Annotated in this window: 10 protein-coding genes; all 10 read left to right on the forward strand. The window is 42.9% G+C overall.

The window, feature by feature from the left end:
- Positions 1-172 precede the first annotated feature (172 nt).
- The 10 genes from ACPZ3T_RS08035 to ACPZ3T_RS08080 all read left to right on the forward strand — a co-directional run bounded on the left by ACPZ3T_RS08035 (position 173) and on the right by ACPZ3T_RS08080 (position 20,301).
- Complete coding sequence (locus ACPZ3T_RS08035) at positions 173-3,238, forward strand: type I polyketide synthase (RefSeq protein WP_490275043.1); 3,066 nt, start codon at positions 173-175, stop codon at positions 3,236-3,238.
- Positions 3,238-8,178: an SDR family NAD(P)-dependent oxidoreductase gene (locus tag ACPZ3T_RS08040; protein ID WP_490275045.1), complete on the forward strand. Its 4,941-nt coding sequence runs from the start codon at positions 3,238-3,240 to the stop codon at positions 8,176-8,178. Before ACPZ3T_RS08035 ends, ACPZ3T_RS08040 begins: the two co-directional genes overlap by 1 nt.
- 561 nt (positions 8,179-8,739) lie before the next feature.
- A complete protein-coding gene (locus ACPZ3T_RS08045; protein WP_490275047.1) occupies positions 8,740-10,557 on the forward strand; it encodes an NAD(P)/FAD-dependent oxidoreductase in 1,818 nt (605 codons plus the stop codon).
- Positions 10,558-10,730: 173 nt separating this feature from the next.
- Positions 10,731-12,557 carry an NAD(P)/FAD-dependent oxidoreductase gene (locus ACPZ3T_RS08050; RefSeq protein WP_490275049.1) on the forward strand — a complete coding sequence of 609 codons (1,827 nt, stop codon included), beginning with the start codon at positions 10,731-10,733 and terminating at the stop codon, positions 12,555-12,557.
- 269 nt (positions 12,558-12,826) lie between these two features.
- Positions 12,827-14,593, forward strand: coding sequence for an NAD(P)/FAD-dependent oxidoreductase (locus ACPZ3T_RS08055; protein WP_490275051.1), 1,767 nt, complete (start codon positions 12,827-12,829; stop codon positions 14,591-14,593).
- Between the two features lie 203 nt (positions 14,594-14,796).
- On the forward strand, positions 14,797-15,189 hold the full coding sequence (locus ACPZ3T_RS08060; protein WP_490275053.1) for a hypothetical protein: 393 nt from the start codon (positions 14,797-14,799) through the stop codon (positions 15,187-15,189).
- 104 nt (positions 15,190-15,293) lie between these two features.
- Positions 15,294-16,280, forward strand: a complete 987-nt coding sequence (locus ACPZ3T_RS08065; RefSeq protein ID WP_490275055.1) for an alpha/beta fold hydrolase — start codon at positions 15,294-15,296, stop codon at positions 16,278-16,280.
- A gap of 312 nt (positions 16,281-16,592) precedes the next feature.
- On the forward strand, positions 16,593-17,462 hold the full coding sequence (locus ACPZ3T_RS08070) for a PEP-CTERM sorting domain-containing protein (protein WP_490275057.1): 870 nt from the start codon (positions 16,593-16,595) through the stop codon (positions 17,460-17,462).
- Between the two features lie 40 nt (positions 17,463-17,502).
- Complete coding sequence (locus ACPZ3T_RS08075; protein WP_490275059.1) at positions 17,503-18,360, forward strand: SDR family NAD(P)-dependent oxidoreductase; 858 nt, start codon at positions 17,503-17,505, stop codon at positions 18,358-18,360.
- 630 nt (positions 18,361-18,990) lie between these two features.
- Positions 18,991-20,301 carry an ABC exporter membrane fusion protein gene (locus ACPZ3T_RS08080; RefSeq protein WP_490275061.1) on the forward strand — a complete coding sequence of 437 codons (1,311 nt, stop codon included), beginning with the start codon at positions 18,991-18,993 and terminating at the stop codon, positions 20,299-20,301.

The following is a 20,301-nucleotide window of genomic DNA, read 5'->3' on the forward strand; positions in this document are numbered from 1 at the left end:
TTTTCATCCTTTGCATAAAAACCATCATTGGAACTGAATACATAATTAGGGCGCAATTACAGCCCTGCTGGTGAGCATTAACGCAGGTATTTCACCCTGAGATAACGTTGACACTAGCCTATCTAAAATTCATTAGAACAGATATTTCTATAGTCTAGGAAAGGATACCAAGATGCAAAGGAATGCAGATACTCCTGCGATCGCAGTTATTGGCATGGGTTGCCATTATCCTGGTGCGAGTAATTTACCACAACTTTGGGAAAATATACTCTCAAGGCGGCGACAGTTTCGGCAAATGCCAGATCAAAGATTACCTATATCTGAATATTATAACCCAGATCCCACTGCTCCAGATCAAACTTATGGCGATCGCGCTGGTGTAATTGATGGCTTTGAATTTGATTGGCCTGGTAAACGCATTCCGAAATCAACTGTAGAATCAACGGATATCGTTCACTGGCTGACTCTTGAGGTGGCATTAAAAGCGGTGGAAGATGCTGGATATACTCGCCAAAGTGTTGCTACTAATCGTTCTGGTGTGGTGCTAGGTAATACCCTCACAGGAGAACACACCCGTTCTCAAACGATGCGCCTACGCTGGCCTTATGTGCGGCGAGCTTTGCGGGCTGCCTGTCAGGCTAAGGGGATGCCCACACCAGCAACAGAAGAACTCGTTTTGATGATGGAAGAGTTCTACAAATCTGTGTTTGCACCTATCACAGAAGATACTTTAGCTGGTGGACTTTCTAATACTATTGCGGGGAGAGTTTGTAACTTTTTCAACTTTAATGGTGGTGGTTACACTGTAGATGGGGCTTGTTCTTCTTCCTTGATTGCCGTTGCTACTGCTGCTACAGCCCTGGCGAATGGAGACCTTGATTTAGCTCTAGCGGGAGGGGTAGATATTAGCTTAGATACCTTTGAACTGATTGGATTTGCTAAAACAGGGGCATTAACTGGTCAAGATATGACTGTTTATGACCGTCGCGCCAGTGGTTTTATTCCCGGAGAAGGCTGTGGCTTTGTAGTCTTGAAGCGGTTGGCGGATGCGGAAGCTGATGGCGATTATATCTATGCAGTCTTGAACGGTTGGGGTATTTCATCTGATGGTAAAGGTGGTATTACAGCCCCCTCCAAGGTAGGACAATCCCAAGCATTGCACCGTGCCTACGAACGAGCAGGTTACAGCCCCCATAAACTAGATTTTATCGAAGGTCATGGTACAGGAACACCCGTAGGCGATCGCACTGAAATTGAAGGTATTGCTCTAGCGATGAGTGCAGATGGTGAATTAGCCCCTCGTTCCTGCGGTGTGACTTCCTTTAAATCCTTAGTAGGACATACTAAAGCGGCGGCTGGTGTGGGTGGTTTTATTAAAGCAGTCATGGCTGTGAATCAGCGAGTTATACCCCCCACCGCAGGCTGTAAAGACCCCAACCCGGTTTTTGATACTTCTGCCCAGTGCCTTTATCCGATTATTCAAGGTGAAGTACGTCCAGCCTCAGATCGGTTGGTAGCTGGGGTGTCTGCAATGGGATTTGGTGGCATTAACTCCCACGTCACCTTAAGTTCTGGTCATGCTCCTGCACCTCATCTCAAGCCCAGCTTACCGGAAAGAGCCTTACTAGTTTCCCATCAAGATACAGAAATATTTGTCCTCAGTGCCATATCTGCACAAGCACTACTACAACGCACTCAAACAGTGATCAATCAAGCCGCAGGTATGAGCCTCGCGGAATTGGTGGATTTAGCTGCCGAACTAGCAAAAGCCACAGAACCATCTCATCCTGTACGAGCTGCGGTGATTGCTGGTACGCCCAAAGAATTGATGAACCGTCTGGAGCAATTGCAACAAATGCTCAATGATGCTCCTCCTACTTCTGGAGAAGTGAAAGTTACTCCCCAACAAGACATTTGGATTGCTAACGCCGTCAAACGGCATCGTGTAGGGTTTCTGTTTCCCGGTCAAGGCTCGCAAAAGTTAGATATGGCGCGTACCCTGGTAGAACGTCACGCTTGGGCTAGAGAACTGCTGCAACAAGCTGATAAATGGCTGACAGACATGGGTTTTGAGCCAATCAGTCAATTTATCTATCGTCCCCTCGACCGCGCAGCCAATCAAGAACAAGTGCAAGACTGGTTTAAACAGCTCACCGCCGTTGCTCCCCCAGCCATTTGCTTTGCTTCTTTACTGTGGCAACGTTACCTAGAACGCCTAGGAATCAAGCCTTCTGTTATCGGTGGTCATAGCTTAGGAGAACTGACAGCCTTTCAAGCAGCCGGAGCATACAACGAAAAAACCCTACTGTGTTTTGCTGCTATGCGTGGTAAAGCAATGGCGGCGAAGAGTGATAATCCAGGCACAATGGCTAGTTTAGCTTGTGATGCTGCCACGGCTGAGACTCTGATACAAGGGATTCCTGGCTATGTAGTTGTAGCGAATATTAATAGTCCTGTGCAGACTGTGATTTCTGGTGAGCGCGCCAGTGTGGAAGCAGCCGTCAAACGTGCCACAGAACAAAGTATCCAAACTCGCCTGCTACCAGTTGCTAACGCTTTTCATTCCCAAATGATTGCCGAAGCTTCTGCATATCTGCGTGCTAATGCACCTATTCCCGAACAACTCAATCAAACCCTTAGCCCTCTATTTTCCAGCGTTAACGGAAAGCAAGTACAGCCAGGAAAGAATCTCCGGGAATACTTCGCCCAACAAATGGTTGCACAAGTAGACTTTGTGGCCTTAGTGAAAGCGATCGCACCGCAATGTGATTTCATAGTTGAGGTTGGCCCTGGCAAAGTCTTAACAGGTTTGGTAGAAGCAACCACTAATACCAACCCGCTTATGTGTTTCCCCGTAGAATCGAAGCCAGGATGCGATCGGGATCTTAATACCTTATTAGCTAGTTTCTTTATTCACGGTGGTGAAATTAATTGGACTGCACTTTATGAAAATCGTGTAGTACATCCTTTTATTCCCGCTTCACAGCGTCTTTTCATTGACAACCCTTGTGAGCGATCCTTCCCAGAATCTCTAGAACAAATTCACGAAGTTTTGCATATTACTAACGTATCGCACAGATATATACCACAGGAGGCATTAACGCACCAAACTAACGAAGAGTTTTTTGATACTCTCTCTACTTATTTTTCACAACGTAGCTCGTTTTTAGCTGAGTTGATTCGAGCCGATATTGAAACTTTACCAATTTTGTCAACCATTAAGGAAGAAAACGCATAATGTCTAGCCAAAATTCTGCACACCAGCACATCAACGACGAACTGACCAAGCTATTAACTAACTACTTTAGTCAACGGGGTTCATTTTTAGCTCAAGTTATCCGCGCCGACTTGCAAAACTTACCACAATCAACCAAGCCAGTTCATCAACCCCAACCCGCCATTACAGCTAAACCCAACACCAACCAGCATTACATAGTTGAAGTACCCACCGCTAAATCTACAGTTGTTTCTGCTCCAGTTGTCCAACAGCCACAAGTAACCCCCCCAGTTGCTCAACCAACCGTAGATGTAGAAGCAATTCTTGTAGATTTGGTAGTTAAGCAAACCGGATATCCCACCGAAAGCATCGGACTGAATGCCAAATTACTAGACGATTTAAATTTAGATTCCATAAAAGCTGGTGAATTAGTCGCTGCTGCTAGTAAGCAATGTGGTGTAGCCGGTGCGCTAGACCCCTCCACCTTGGCAAATGCCACCTTAAAGGAAGTGAGTGATGTAATTCGCGCCACTCTGCCAGCACAACCAACTCCCAACCCTGTCGTTAATGCTCCGGTTGTTGAACCATCCGTAGATGTCTCCCAACAGTTACTCAAGTTAGTAGAACAGCAAACTGGATTTCCCCAAAATACCCTGTCTATGGACTTGCGCCTGTTGGATGACCTCAACCTCGACTCCATCAAGGCAGCAGAATTGGTGGCGACTGCGGCTAAACAAGCCGGTGTAGGTGGTGCAATTGACCCTTCAAGTTTAGCCAACGCTAGCTTAACTGATGTAGTGGCAGCACTTCAGGAAGCGCAACCCGTAAAAAAGCCTGAAGTTAAAAAGGCTACACCTGTAAGTCCGCCAACGCCCCAAACTGTCAAACCTGTAGCTACTAATTCCTCAGATTGGGTACGTAATTTTGCTATCGAATATGTAGCTGAAGCTGCTAAGATGGCAGAGCCTGAAGATTGGTCAATAGCCCAGGTTTTGATAGTATCAGATGAAGTAGAAAATCCCGTAGTGCAGGCCTTGAGCGCGCAACTAACATCACTGGGAGCGCGCACAAAAAAAGTCACCTACCACGAATTATTGGCAGACGACTCGATTTTAAAAGAAACTATCTCACATTATATTGCCGTATTGCCACAGACTGAAGCAGCACAAAAAACTTTACAGATACCACAGATGGTAGCAAGGCTCAATAGTATTTCCACTGCTATTGCTAACAGTTGTGTAGCCTATGTGCAGTTTGGTGGTGGTCGTTTTGGTAGTGGTTCTCAAACCATGAATCCAGAAGTATGCTGTGCGGCAGCATTTGCCCGGAGTTGGCACTTAGAACGCCCTGATTTACGGGTGCGGGTGGTAGACCTAGCTTCAGAAATTGAACCAACCCGTGCGGCTGAATTAGTGATTAGTGAACTGTCAGGAAGTGAAGCGATCGCCACTATCGGGTATGATGCCAATCAAGTCCGTTTAGTACCCCAAGCACAGTTACAACAGCCTGCCCACTACACCGAACGCGGCATTTCCTGGTCAGCCGCAGATGTCATCCTGGTGACAGGTGGGGCAAAAGGCATCACCGCCGAGTGTGCTTTAGCTCTAGCCCAAGCTACCGGGGTAAAAATGGCTTTAGTCGGTCAATCTCCTGCCCCCACACCCGGACAAACCGACAACGAAATTGCACGTACCTTAGAGCGATTCCAAGCCGCAAACTTAACCTGTCGTTACTACTCCTGTGATGTGACTCAGGCTGAGGCAGTTAATCAACTAGTTGCCCAAATCACCAATGAATTAGGGACAATTACCGGGGTAATACACGGTGCAGGTTTGAACACTCCCCGCCGAGTTGAACAGGTGACGAGAGCAGCCGCCATCAAGGAAGTTTCTCCTAAACTCCAGGGTGCTGATAATTTGTTACAAGCCTTAGCTGCGACACCACCCAAATTATTTGTTGGCTTTAGCTCCATTATCGGAGTCACCGGAATGCCTGGTAATACCTGGTATGCCTTTGCTAACGAGTCCTTGGATATTATGCTGCGCCACTTTGCGAGTCAGCATCCCCAAACACAAGTCATTTCTCTCGCTTATAGCGTCTGGGGTGAAGTGGGCATGGGTGCAAAACTGGGCAGTGTCAAACACCTAGACCGCATGGGAATCGGTGCGATTTCCACTCAAGAAGGTGTAAGCCGTTTCCTGAAATTGTTTGAATGTAACCCTGGTACGCAACAAGTAATCATTGCTGCCCGGTTGGGAGGGCTTGATACTTGGTCTCCTGCCCCTATATCTACTACTACTCAACTGCGTTTCATTGAGCAGGTTGTGTATTTAGAACCAGGAGTAGAGTTAACAGCGAGAACTCAGTTGACTATAGAGCGGGATTTGTATGTGCAGGATCATATCTGGCGAGGCTCTTACCTATTCCCCACAGTCTTTGGTTTAGAAGCGATGGCACAGGCTACTGCCTACGTCACTGGTACAACCCAACCACAAATTATCCGCATTGAAGATATCTCCCTCCAGCGTCCCGTGGTAGTGAATCCCACCACAGGCATCGAAATTGAATTACGTGCCGAGGTGATGGAAGTTGACCACAACGGAGAACAACGGGTGAAAGTGGGGATTCGCACAGAACAAACAGGCTTTAAAACTGACCACTTCGCCGCCATCTTCGTTTTAGGTGAACCAAAAGTAGGTACACAACTCAAACCAGAACTCGGTCAAGCCCTGACTTTAAATCCTCAAGTGGATTTGTACGGAGACTTACTTTTCCAAGGGTCACGCTTCCAACGCATGGGTGAGATTTACTCCCTGAGTGAGAAAAGCAGTGTCTTCCGTTCCTATGTCCGCCCTAGTAACGAACTACTCACAGAAAGTTTTGGGTCTGGTGCAGGTGATCATATCTTGTTGGGTGATCCTTACCTGCGGGATGTGTTGTTACAATCTGTACAATTGACCATTCCCCAAGATATTTGTTTACCAGTCCAAATTGGCAAAATTGAATTATTCCAAAATCCCCAGCCAGAGGCAACAGAGAGATTAGTTACAGTTCTGTTATTAGAGCGAGAAGGACGGGAATACATCAGTGAAGTATTTACCACTGATAGCGAAGGATACATTTTAGAACACTTGACTGGTTATAGATTGCGGATTCTGGAAGAACATCCCGACAACCCCACCGCAGCTGAATTAGCTCATCCTGAAATCCGCGATCGCCAAAAATTAGCCCAGGTAATTAATACTACCTTTCAAGAGTTGGCTTTAACTCCACCCAGCGTAGCTTTAGGATATGCCCCCAACTTACAAAGCAAGTCGAAAAAGCAACGCCGTGAGCAAGAACAACCGATTATTGCCCAAGCTTTAAAAGCCCAGTTGGGATTAGCACCAGAGGCAGATATCAAATTTGGTATCAAAACCCTAGCTTCCGGTAAACCAGAATTGACGGGTGCAAATGTAGCTGGATTGCAACTATCATTATCTCACTGCGATCGCTATTGTCTGTGTGTTGTCTCTGATACTCCCCAAGGTTGTGATATTGAGTCTATTACTCACCGTACAGAGGAAGATTGGGTAGCATTACTCAGTCACAAGCGTAGCCCCATAGTAGAGGAACTAGTCAGCAAAGGCGACAGCCGCGACACAGCCGGAACGAGAATTTGGTCAGCCTTAGAAGCCGTGCATAAAGCCTTCAATGGTAGTCATCCTGAGTTCTCCATTGTGGCGAAACAAGGTGAGAGCGTACTACTCAAGGCTACAACCACGGAGGGTGATTACTTTGTAGTTACAGTTCCCGTTAAACTTACCCGTCCCCCAGCCCGGATGGTAGCCGTCTTAGTCAGCCAACCACAACTGAAGCTACAGGTGCAATCATCCGCCATCGTCCCTGAAAGCAGCGAAATTGACCGCCACAGCACACGCTACACCCAAGATGGCCCCCAAGGACAACTGAGCTACGAACAACGTTTTCAAGTCAGTTTTAAAGACAGTGGTAGTATTAGCCGCCGCGTCTACTTCTCACAATACTTTCGCTGGATTGGCAAAATCCGCGAACTACCGATGGAGAGTATAGCAGAGCAGATGCTCTCGGACTTCTTAAGCGGTGATTGGGGCATGGTGACAAATGCAGTTAGTCTGCGAGTCTTAGGTGAAGGCACTTCCTATGATGTCTTACAAGCCAAAGCCTGGGTAGGTAACGTAGTCGGTTCATCCTTTGAAACCTATATTGAGTTTTGCCGAGTCCTACCTGATAATTCTTTAGAGAGAATAGCGATCGCGGAAGTAAAAGCAACCTGGGTAAGATTAGTTAGCTACGGTGTACCTTCACCGATGCCATTTCCCCCATACCTCCAAGAATATCTAGATCGATTTGCCGCCAAAGAACCAGCTACTCTAGACTTGAGACGGCCAGAAACCCTCCCCCTACCACCTTTACCATCTAGCTTGGCTAACCTCAACAGTGGTGCGATCGTGTATGAAGCTCCCAGTTCCTTAAACCGCTATGGTAAATTACTCCGCTCGGAAGCTTTCCAAACCACTCTAGAAGAATCGAACTTAGTCGGTAATGTCTACTACGGTAACTACTTCATCTGGCAAGGACGCATTCTCGATTTGTTCTTATACTCAGTTGCACCTGAATATCTGCGAGTTTCCAATCCCCGTGGTGAGATGGTTTGTCTCTACACCCGCATGGACTACTTACGAGAAGCAATGCCCTTCGATAAGATTCGCGTCTTCCTCTATGTCAAATCAGTCTCCGAATCTGGTGCTGTATTTAACTTTGAGTTCTTCCGCGAACAAGCCGATGGCACAATGGAAAAACTCCATGTTGGACAACAAGAAGTAGCCTGGGTGACTCGCCTCGCTGATGGTACTCCAGTTACCGCCAATTGGCCGCCAGAAGTTCTGCAAGCACTCACAGAAATGTCTGCTGTCGAGCTAAAAGCAAAGATTGCAGTCTAAAATCTACCCTACTCATTGTCAATAGCAGTAGCCAAACGGCTACTGTTTTTTTTTGGATAGCATCATAGTTAAACGTGAGTTCAACGAATCAAAAAACCCCTCTCCATAGCTTGCTTCCCGCAGGGTACCTCTCCCCTACAAGGAGAGAGGCTTTAAAACCCCATTTTTCGTTGATATTTTAGTTCCTTACTCCCCTCTCCGCGTCGGAGAGGGGTTGGGGGAGAGGTCAGAAAAGACTTGTCGAACTCACGTTAGTTAAACGCAGATAAACACAGATGAACGCAGATTAATCATGTCTATGCAAGTTAAAGGTTTGTAGTAAGGACTTTAGTCCTGATTTTAGGACTAAAGTCCTTACTACGAACTTAATCTAGGAATCCAGGTTGATTTATTTCCACCGACTTACTTAAATCCTTGTGAAAACAATCAATCCACTGCATAAAATCATTATTTCCATCTGAATAATATTTAGAGACAGAGAAATCAAGAGTTTGCAGTTAACAAATACCGAATGCAATATAACTGCAACTTCCAACAATACAATCACAACATAATTTTACAATGAACAACAATCAATCATCAGAATATGATGTTGTAATTATGGGTGCTGGCTTTGCAGGTTTGTGCCAAGCCAGACACTTAAAACTGAAAGTTCCTCATATCAAAATTGCCCTAATTGATCCCAGACCTGTAAATAGAGCTGAAAATGATCTCAAAATTGGTGAATCTACAGTTGAAATCGGCGCACTTCTAATTGGTAAAGAATTAGGACTTTACGACTACATGATTGAAAATCATCCGCCCAAAGCTGGATTGAATTTTCATTGGCCAAAAACACCAGATAAGACCGCAACTATCGACGATTACTACCATATTTGGATCAACCGTCAACCCCCTATCCCTACTTTTCAAATTAACCGTGCTAAGTTTGAGAGCGATTTACTCAAAATGAATCAGGAGATGGGAATTAAGTTCTACAATGGGCGCGTTTTAGATGTTGATTTAACTCCCGGTGATGCAATTAAAACCGTCAAAGTTAAGCTTGATGGTGAACAGATAGAATTAACAGCCAAGCATATTATTGATGCCGCAGGTCGCAAATTCATCATTGGCAAAAAACAAGATAATCTTGTCTTTGGTTCAGAAAATTTATTAGGGTTAAATAATGGCTCGGCTTGGGTGCGGGTGAAAAATGTAGATCGCACCCTATTTCATAGTGGTTATGACCCATTAGTATCTGCTGTTAGCCATTACTATACTACCAATCACTACTTTGGTACTGGACATTGGCTGTGGATGATTCCCATTGATAATCAGGCGAAGGAATTATCAATTGGGATGATGCACCATCATGATGTAATTCCCGCCAATACTATCAACACTCAAGAGAAATTTTATGAGTTCTTAAAAGCCAATCATACCGTTCTCTATAACATTATCCAAAGTGGTGAAACCGTAGATTTCACTTATTTGTCGAAAATTGCCCATAAAAGTAAAACCCTATTTTCTGCCGATAACTGGTATGTAATAGGCGATGCAGCTTGTATGTTTGATGCGTTTTACTCCTTGGGTACAACCATGATTGCTTTTGGTATTGAAAGTGTCACGGAAATCATCCGCGCTAAACTCGCAGGTGAAGCTGATGCTGAGGAGAAAAGGTCAAGTTATAACGAATTTAATTTAACTTTCTGTGATAGCGTTAATACCTTCATTCGTAACCATGCCGAACAATTGGGACACGCTAGTATTATGAGTTGGCGGATTTACTTTGAGTATATGTGGTGGTTTGGTATCCTCGTACCAATGTACATTGGTAAATGGCATTTACATCTGCCATTCTTGCGTGAGTTTATTAAACCTTTCCGCGCTTACTTAAATGGTATTTTCCCAGAGGTTTATCAACAGTTAAATCAATTGGTAGATAGGGGTGCTAATATCGGTTTTATGGATCCTGTGCGCGCAGATCAGTTACTTGGAAAATACTTCACCTTCAAACACTTTGAGGATTATCTAGAAAATAGTAAATTTGAACCTCAGCGTTCCAACATCTATAGCAGCATGAAGAATGCTTTCTTCTATATCGCTGTTTGGTATGCGAAGTTTCAATGGCAAGGCTTTGGACTACGTGGTTTACTCAAACCAAAAAATCTCTCCTATATCGTCCAACTTTTGCTGCAATCAGGTATATCTGCAATGGGTGCAGCCCGGCATAAATTCCAAACCAAAAACTTACCTAATAACAGTATTGTGGAAAATATGCGCCAAGAGTTTAAAACCTACCAATATCAGTCTGAGTTGCAACCTTGGAATGTAGAAGTTTCATTAGTCAATCCTCAAGAGTCATCAGTCACTAACCAAGAAAAGGTTTTAGTACGCTAAATTAACCCAACTGTTGGCGTTTCAGTCATAGTCATCGGATGTGAAAATATCTGCAATTTACTAAAGGCTCAAGGTAAATGAATAATTTCAGTTGCAACTCCTGATGACTATATATCTCTCCTCAAGTAATTAGCAGAATTGAGCCTCAAACAGAATTTAGTAAGGAGTTAATAATGTATACAGCCGAATCGTTAGAATACGATGTTGTAATTATGGGTGCTGGTTTTGCTGGTGTATGCCAAGCTAGACACCTGATGCTAAATATCCCAGGTATTCGTGTAGCTTTGGTTGATCCTCGTCCCGAAGAACGGTCTGATAAAGATTTAAAAATTGGCGAATCAACTATCGAAATAGCGGCTCTTTTCCTAGCTAAAGAATTAGGACTTCATGAATATTTAATTGAAAATCATACCCCTAAATTGGGATTAAGTTTCCATTGGCCAAAAGACCCTGCTCAAACTGAAAATATAGACGATTACTTTCATATTTGGTCTAATCGACAGCCAGCAATTCCAGCTTTTCAAATTAATCGAGTCAAGTTTGAGCGGGACTTGCTGCAAATGAATAAAAAGATGGGAGTGGTTTTCTATAACGGGCGCGTGCTAGATGTGGATTTAACTCCTAAAGATGCTATCAAGACAGTCACCGTCAAAATCGGCAATGAACAAATAGAACTCAAAGCCAAACATATCATTGATGCCGCAGGTCGGAAGTTTATTATTGGACGCAAAACTGATAATCTAGTTTTTGGCGCAGAAAACATGATGGGGCTGGATATTGGTTCAGCTTGGATGCGTGTTAAAAATGTCGATCGCACTATTTTTGATAGTGGATATGACCCCTTAAATTCATCAATTAGTCATTACTACTCTACCAATCACTACTTTGGTCATGGTCATTGGTTATGGATGATTCCTATTGATACTGAGTTAAAAGAATTATCTATTGGTATCATCCACCATCATCAGGAACTCCCTGCTGAAATTGTGGGGACAAAGGAAAAATTCCAGCAGTTCATTCATGAGAATCACAAAATTCTCGGCAAAATTATTGACAGTGGTGAATTAGTTGATTTCAATTATTGGCCTAAAGTTTCTCATAGAAGTAAAACTCTATTCTCTCCAGATAACTGGTATGTGATTGGTGATGCTGCCTATATGTTTGATGCCTTTTATTCCTATGGCACAACCACTATTGCTTTAGCAATTGAGAGTGTAACAGAGATTATTCGCGCTCACCTTGGGGGTGAGGCTGATGTAGAGCAGAAACGCACTGCTTATAACGAATTTAACTTGGGTTATGCCCGCAGTGTCAACTGTCTCTATGTGAGTCATGCTCAACAGTTAGGTCATGCAAGTGTCATGAGTTGGCGGGTTTATTTTGAATATATGTGGTGGTTCGGTGTGCAAGTGCCTATGTATGTTGGTAAATGGCATTTGGATTTAACTTTTATCCCCATTTATTTAAAGAGTCTAAATGCCAATGTAGACGGACTCTTCCCCGATTTGTATAAACAGTTCAATCAACTGGTAGAACGTAATGCCAATATTGGGTTAATGGATTGTTACCGTTCTGATCAATTAATTAATGATTATTACACCGCCAAACACTTTGACGATTTTTTAGAAAATACCAAATTAGAGCCTCGACGTTGTAATGTCTTTGGTAGCCTTAAAGCCACCTGCTTTTATGTTGCTATCTGGTATCTGATGTTTCAGTGGAAAGGTTTTGGCATTGCAGGCTTACTCAAACCACGCAATATTTATCATTTCTTGCGACTATTAGCATTATCAGGCCAAGGTGCGATCGGGGAATTAATTTATAAGTTCAAAACTAGAGGTTTACCTGCCAATACTGAAATTGAAGAAATGCGCCAAGAGTTCCGCCAAACTTATCAATTCTGTCCAGAATTGCAACCTTGGGTAGTAGAAGAAACTACCAAAGCCAGTATTGAAAATACAGAGGCTAATCAAATTTTGGAAGTAGCTGCATTACGTTAAGTTCATCTCTGTGTTTATTAGACTTCTTGCATGAATCCTTTGGTGTTGCCAAAAATATTGTTTAAAAGCTCACGCAAAGGCGCATTCGCCCTTGGCGTTCCCGAAGGGTAGGCGCAAAGAAGAACGCAAATAAAAACTTTTCAATTATTTGTGTAAGAGGTCTATTAATTAGACATCTCCAGGAATTTTATAGATGCTACATTGATTTTTGGAGATGTTTGCATAAAACCCGATAAATGTCTTGTGAAAATATTAGGAAATATTCAACTATGTACACTACTCAGTTACACGAATACGATGTTGTTATCATGGGTGCGGGATTTGCTGGTTTGTGTCAAGCCAGACATATGTTACTCAACGTTCCCAACATCAAAATTGCCCTGATAGACCCCCGTCCAGTAGAACGGACAGACAAAGATTTAAAAATAGGTGAGTCTATCATTGAGGTGGCGGCTCTTTTCCTTTGTAAAGAGTTAGGACTTCATGATTATCTGATTGAAAATCACGCTCCTAAGTCCGGGTTAAACTTCCATTGGCCTAAAGATGCGGCTCAGACTGAAACTCTTGATGACTACTATCACGTCTGGGCAAATAGACAAACTCCAATTTCTTCCTTCCATCTCCACAGACCGAAATTTGAGCGGGATCTGTTGAAAATGAATCAAGAGATGGGAGCAGTTTTCTACAACGGACGCGTCGTAGATGTGGATTTAACTCCTGGTGATGCTATCAATACTGTAGAAGTGAAAGTGGGTGGCGAAACCCTAGAATTGAAAGCTAAACACGTTGTTGATGCGGCTGGTTTGAAGTTTATCATTGGTCGCAAGACAGATAACCTGTTATTTGGCCCAGAAAACCTATTAGGAATTAACAATGGTTCAGCTTGGCTACGGGTGAGAAATGTAGACCGCACCATTTTTCACTCAGGTTATCACCCAGAGGGAACATCAAATAGCCATTACTACTCTACTAATCACTATTTTGGTCACGGTCACTGGTTGTGGATGATTCCCCTTGACAAGAAAACAATGGATTTATCGATTGGCGTTATCCATCATCATGATGTAATACCATCCGATAAAATCAATACTTTGGATAAATTCACTGGGTTTTTGAAAGCTAATCACAAGATGTTGGCGGAAATTATTGATAGCGGTGAGGTAGTTGATTTTAATTATCGCCAAAGGATTGCCCATAAAAGTAAAGTGATGTTTTCCCCTGATAACTGGTATGTAGTGGGTGATTCTTCTCATATGTTTGATGCTTTCTATTCTTACGGCACAACAATGATTGCTTTTGCGGTAGAAGGTATCACCGAAATTATCCGCGCTAAATTAGCAGGGGAAGCTGACGCGGAAGCTAAACGAGCCGCTTACAACGATTTTAATTTGGCTTATGCTCGCACTGTTAACTGTCTCTACCGGGGTCATGCTCAACAACTCGGTCATGCTAGTGTGATGAGTTGGCGTATTTACTTTGAATATATGTGGTGGTTTGGAGTTCATATCCCCACTTATATAGGTAAGTGGCATTTAGACCTGAATTTTATTCCCAGATATGTCAAGATTGCTAACGGTAACGTCGATGGAATTTTTGCGGATTTATGCAAGCAGTTTAACCAATTGGTAGAGCAGGGTGCAAACATTGGATTCATGGATGTTTATCGAGCAGATCAATTGGTTGGTAAGTATGGAACACTGACACATTTCGATAACTTCTTAGAAAATACCAAATTTGAACCACGACGCAGCAATGTTTTCGCCAGTATGAAATATACCTACTTTTACATTGCCATCTGGTATGTCATGTTCCAGTGGAAAGGCTTTGGTATCCGTGGTTTATTAGATCCTACACATTGGTTTTATTTCTTGCGGATGCTATCTTTGTCAGCTAAAGCTATTGTGGGTGAGTTCATCTACAAATCTAAAACCAAAGGTTTACCAGACAATAGTGAAATCGAACGGGTGCGGGAAGAATTTAAGGGGTATAGATATCAACCGGAAAGATACTCTTGGTTAAGAGAAAAAGTTTCTTAAGTCTGTAGATCAGGGTTTTTTCGGTACTGCTCATAAGGGGTAGGTTCACAGATATAATCCAATTCTTGGCTAATATCTCAGTTTACCCACCCCTACAACATCTCAACACAAAGAAAGCTTAACTTTAAAAATTTGGTGAGAAATCCAAGTTTCGACTTCAGTAAAATATCATTTTGATTGTAATTGAACACCAGGTATTAATTATGGAAGCAACAACAATGTCTTACCTCACACAAGGTCTGGAAAATGGGGAAATTCAAAAAGCGATAAATCGCTTGGGTTTAACTTTATCGGAAGCAGAAATTAATGATATTAAGGTTGGTAAACATATTTCTCTTGAGAGCAGATGTTTAAGTGAAATTGGTTCATTATTTATTTTAGCTTCAGCGATTTCTGCTAATAGTTTGGGTAAGAAAATGAATCATATTACCTTCCGAGATTTACCGGAAGCAGTTCATAATTCTGCATCTTGTACGGGGATTCCGATTTATTCCTGGGATTCTGAGAGTCTGGGTAAGTGTTCTCTTTACTTAACTTTGGTGAATGGCAAACCTGGAATTAGTCCCTGTTACGGTGTGTGTAGCAATGCTATTTGAGTTAGTAATTAAAGTTTGGTAGAGTTTTGAAAAATCCAAATACAACTAAAGATGGCTCAGGGTGGGGAAAGAATTGATATTTGTTCAAGTGAGCTATGGAAGATATGATGAGATATTTGCTTGGTGGTTTTGTGGTGCTATTGATTTTGATATTAGTTGGAGCATTATACCAGGCGATCGCTACTCGCAAAGATGTACGTAAATATCCACCCCCAGGTAAGCTTGTCGATGTGGGAGGCTACAAACTACATATCAATTGTGTAGGCGAAGGTGACTCAACTGTAGTAATGGAATACGGCTTGGGTGGTTTATCTCTAGTGTGGAGTTTGGTAGAGGCGGAAGTAGCTCAATTTGCCCGTGTGTGTACTTTCGATCGGCCTGGATATGGTTGGAGTGAATCGAGTTCTAAACCCCGCACTAGTCAGGAAATGGTGAAGGAATTACATACACTACTGACTAATGCCGGCATCAAACCTCCTTACATTTTAGTAGGTCATTCCTTGGGCGGGCTAAATTTACGTTTATTTGCCAGCCAGTATCCAGAGGAGGTTGTGGGGTTGGTATTAGTAGATGCAGTCCCAGCCAATATCTATCCACATCTTTCACCAGTCTTTCAAAATTACATGGCAGCAACTAGGCGGATGTTTCGTTCGTTGTCCATTATCACGAGACTAGGTTTGTTACGTTTATCGGCGCAATTGCTAGGAACAAAAGCAACACCAGACTTTGTCAGAAAGTTACCATCCCAGATCCAAGCAATGATTGTAGCCCAGTTTCTGCCGAAAACTTTTGAAACTGCGATCGCTGAGAGTCTGTTAATGGAAATCAGTACCGAGCAGGTGAATAAATCCAAATTATCAGATAACTTACCCCTGGTAGTCCTGTCTCATGGAGTCAATATGTTTTCTAGTCTGCCAGATGAACAAGCCAAAAAAGCTGGTTTAACTTGGGAACAATTGCAAGCAGAAGTAGCTAAACTTTCTTCTCAAGGGACTTTGCAAATAGCTCCAACTAGTGGACACAATATCCATATCGACCAACCTGAATTAGTCGTAGATGCCATCCGTCAAGTAATTAAAGCAAACGAATAGGAATAATAGGGTAGTCCTATCTCATTTGTAAAATTTTATCTTTTTAACGCACTACACAGACAAAAAAAAGAGATATTTACAAATACTTTAGGACTGCTATAGGAATCATATTTGATTATTGAACAGATACGTAGGGTGTGTTAGCGATAGCGTAACGCACCTAGCACCAAGGCCTGTGGTGCGTTACGGCTTACGCCTAACAAACCCTACACATACTTATATTTTTTCAGAAATCAAATACTAGTCCTATATAGCAATAGTGCCTAATTATTTAGAGTTTGAACCTTTATTTCTATATAGTCGAGGACAATAATGCTTAATAAATTAAGGGTAGCCAAATCCATAGCCAGTATTGTAGGTTTAACTGCTTTATCATTTGTGAATATTGCTAAACCAGCAGATGCGGCATCAATGACCTGTAGTACAGGCAATAATTGGGTAAGTACTTGTCAAAGTGGTATATATAATTTTTCAAATTCTATTACTACCAGTATCAACCTCTTTAGTCCAAATAATCAGTCAGATTTTAGTGTAGTACGTTCAGGAAAAACAAGTATTGCTATCGGTAATCCAACTAATGCGATTATTAGTGACCCCCTGTTAGGAGATGTCGGCAGTTCGGATCAGAATTTAGGTGTGCTGCAATTAGAATTATTTAAAAATCAAGCAAGTGGTTTGCTGCCTTTTGCTCCGGTAAGTAGCAGCGTTATTGCTGGTGATGGCACTCCTGATTTAGCTCCTACTCCATTTGAAAATACACTACCCTACAACTCCTTATATTCAGCAGGAGTAATTGTTCAAAGAGAAGATGATCCCACACTTGCTGATAGCTTTGTGAAAATTTTTATAGAAGCTGAGGGTGCTGAAGGTTTATTGCGTAACAAGCAACCCATAACTGCAATCTCGATATCACCTTTGACTGGGTTTCTTCAAAAAGGGCAGAAAAATCCCATCGTTTATGTCAGTAATGAAATTATCCCATTATATCTAGCTGGCCCCGATGGCATTTTCTGGACTGGAGATGAAGTTGAATTTGCCAGGATAGTTCCTGATGCTAACGGTAGAGCAGTCACTTTTGCGATCACACCTGTTCCTGAGCCTTCTACATTATTATCTTCTATCGTGGTGGGACTCGGCCTCATGTGGGGGGCAAAGAAAAAAAGACTGCTTCAGAATCAATAATTGTTGGTGAAATTAAACAAGAGAAACTAAAAAATTGCATATGAACAATAATAAAGGTGCAGTAGTTGTAACTGGCGCATCTACAGGCATTGGCAAAGCTTGCGCCCTGCATTTAGATAAATTAGGATTTCAGGTGTTTGCTGGTGTACGTAACCCAGCAGATGGGGAGAGTTTGAAAAATCAGGCATCTCATCGTCTGACACCCATCTTACTGGATATTACAGATGCGGGTTCTATTGCTGCTGCTGTAGAGACTGTAAATCAGGCTGTTGGTGATTTTGGTTTATGGGGCTTAGTGAATAACGCAGGTATAGCGGTTGTTAGTCCTTTAGAGTGTTTAGCAATCGCACAATTACGGCAGCAGATGGAAGTCAATGTCATCGCCCAAATAGCTGTCACTCAAGCCTTCCTCCCGCTTTTACGTTGCTCTCAAGGGCGAATTGTCAATATTGGCTCAATTATTGGCAAGATGGCTATGCCGTACTTGGGATCAAACTGTGCTGCAAAATTTGCAATGGAAGCATTTACAGATGTATTGCGGATGGAACTCCAACCTTGGGGTATTTCTGTTTCTATTATTGAGCCTAGTTATGTTGCTACGCCGATTTGGGAAAGGGCTGTCACTATAACTAATCAAGCAGTCAAGGATCTGCCACCAGCAGCTAAAGACCTCTATGGTACTGCTACGGTTGCTGCTTGCCAAGCGGCGATTAAATCAGGTAAAAATGGCATTTCACCGGCTCAGGTGGCTGAATCTGTGGTTCATGCCTTGACGGCAAAAAGACCAAAAACCCGCTACTTGGTTGGCAAGGAGGCGAAATTTGTAAACTTAATGATTAAATTTCTCCCCGATAGGATACGTGACCGAATTGTTATACAAAAAACAGTAGGGGTTTAGGGGTGTAAGGGTGTGGGGGTGTAAGGGTGTGGGGAGATTGGATTACTCAGTGCATAAATTCTGTCAGTGTCTCTGATAAATTAATGAAGTTTCAAATCAGGCAAATCCTCAGATTAATTCTCTAGAAAACATGATGAATTAGTATAAGTGCTACCGCCAAATGATATTTTGTGAAGTACTCCGGCTCGCTTTCCTGCGGAACGCTCTCAGCGTATCGCTCATAGAAACAACCATCAACGTTTCGCGTCTCATTCGCCGTTGCTCTGTTGGGCGTACTTATTGCTAAGTACCCGGAACTAAATCCGGTCTAAGTCTTACACAGCGTTTCTGGTATTGCTACCTTTATCTCCTCATGGGGAGAACCCGCGCAGCCACCCTGCTTCCCAAGGCGGTTTATTACTTTTTTGTACACCTCTGTATGGCTTATCTTTTACCGCAGAACGTAATCACGCGAACCAGTGACCGAGGTCTTTCCCCCTTTCTCACGCTCTTAGACTTGGTAAGCGTCTAACCGCTACTGTGACCGTTTGTTATGAGTCGTGTGGGTGGGTGAACAACCATTTATATCTTATCATAAGGGACTTTCGCAGAATCCGTTAAACTTAGGTAGTAAAAATGAAATCCCAACTCATGTTGAAACCTCTTAATCGAGGAACTACTGCTCTCATAATCATTTCTGCTGTAGCAACTGGTGCTATTACCACCTACTCTGTACTGAGTTTGCAGTCAGCTAATTCTAAATCAACATCCACAGTAACTACTGTCGATACCAATACTAAAGATATTGGTGCTATTGCGGCGACGGGGTATTTAGAACCTCAAGATAAAGTCATTACAGTATCTGCACCTGCGTTTCAAGAAGGGGCAAGAGTTACGGAACTTTTAGTGAAACGTGGAGATAAACTCAAGTCTGGCCAAGTTATTGCCGTTTTAGATAACCGCGATCGCCTTTTGGCATCTCTTAGACAAGCACAAGCACAAGTCAAAGTTGCCCAAGCTCGTTTACAACAAGTGCAAGCTGGGGCAAAAAAGGGTGAGATCACGGCTCAAGATGCTAGATTTGAACGCACACAGGCAGAGTTAAAGGGACAAATAGCTACGCAAAGGGCAGCTATTGCCAGTTTAAAGGCTAAGTTCCAAGGGGAAAGAATCGCCCAAGCAGCCACAATTGAGCGCATCAAAGCGGAGTTGCGAAATTCCCAAACTGAATGCCAACGTTATGAAAATTTATATCGGGATGGGGCAGTAGCAGCCCAACAGCGTGATAATTTCTGTCTGCAACAAGATACTACTCAAGAACGTCTTAAAGAAGCCGAAGCCAATCTCAACCGGATTGTAAGTTCCTATCAAGAAGATATCGAGGAAGCAACGGCTAATCTCAGTCGCACAGTCGCCACGAATCAAAAACAAATTAAGGAAGCAGCAGCAACCCTAGACTCGATAGCAGAAGTTCGTCCTGTGGATGTACAACTAGCAAGAATGGAATTGGTATCTGCCCAAGCTGCTGTACAAAGAGCGCAGGCTGATTTAGAGTTAGCTTATGTGCGATCGCCTAGAGATGGTCAAATTCTCAAAATTCACACCTGGCCTGGTGAACTAGTCGGCAATCAAGGCATTGTTGACTTAGGAAACACTGATCAAATGTATGTCACAGCCGAAGTTTATGAAACTGACATTGCTCAAGTCCGTGTAGGTCAAACAGCTACAATTAAGGGTGATCAAGTTATAGGTGAATTACAAGGCACAGTAGACGAAATTGGCTTGCAAATTGGTAAAAAAGATGCACTAGGTACTGATCCAGTTGCCGATGCAGATGCCAGAGTAGTAGAAGTGAAAATTCGCCTCGATCCCGAAACTAGTCAGCGAGTAGCAGGATTAACTAATTTGCAGGTCAAAGTAGTAATTAACACCTCTGATTCTACACAAAGCACTAGTAATTGA

The sequence above is a fragment of the Aliinostoc maniaoense genome (assembly GCF_058172895.1).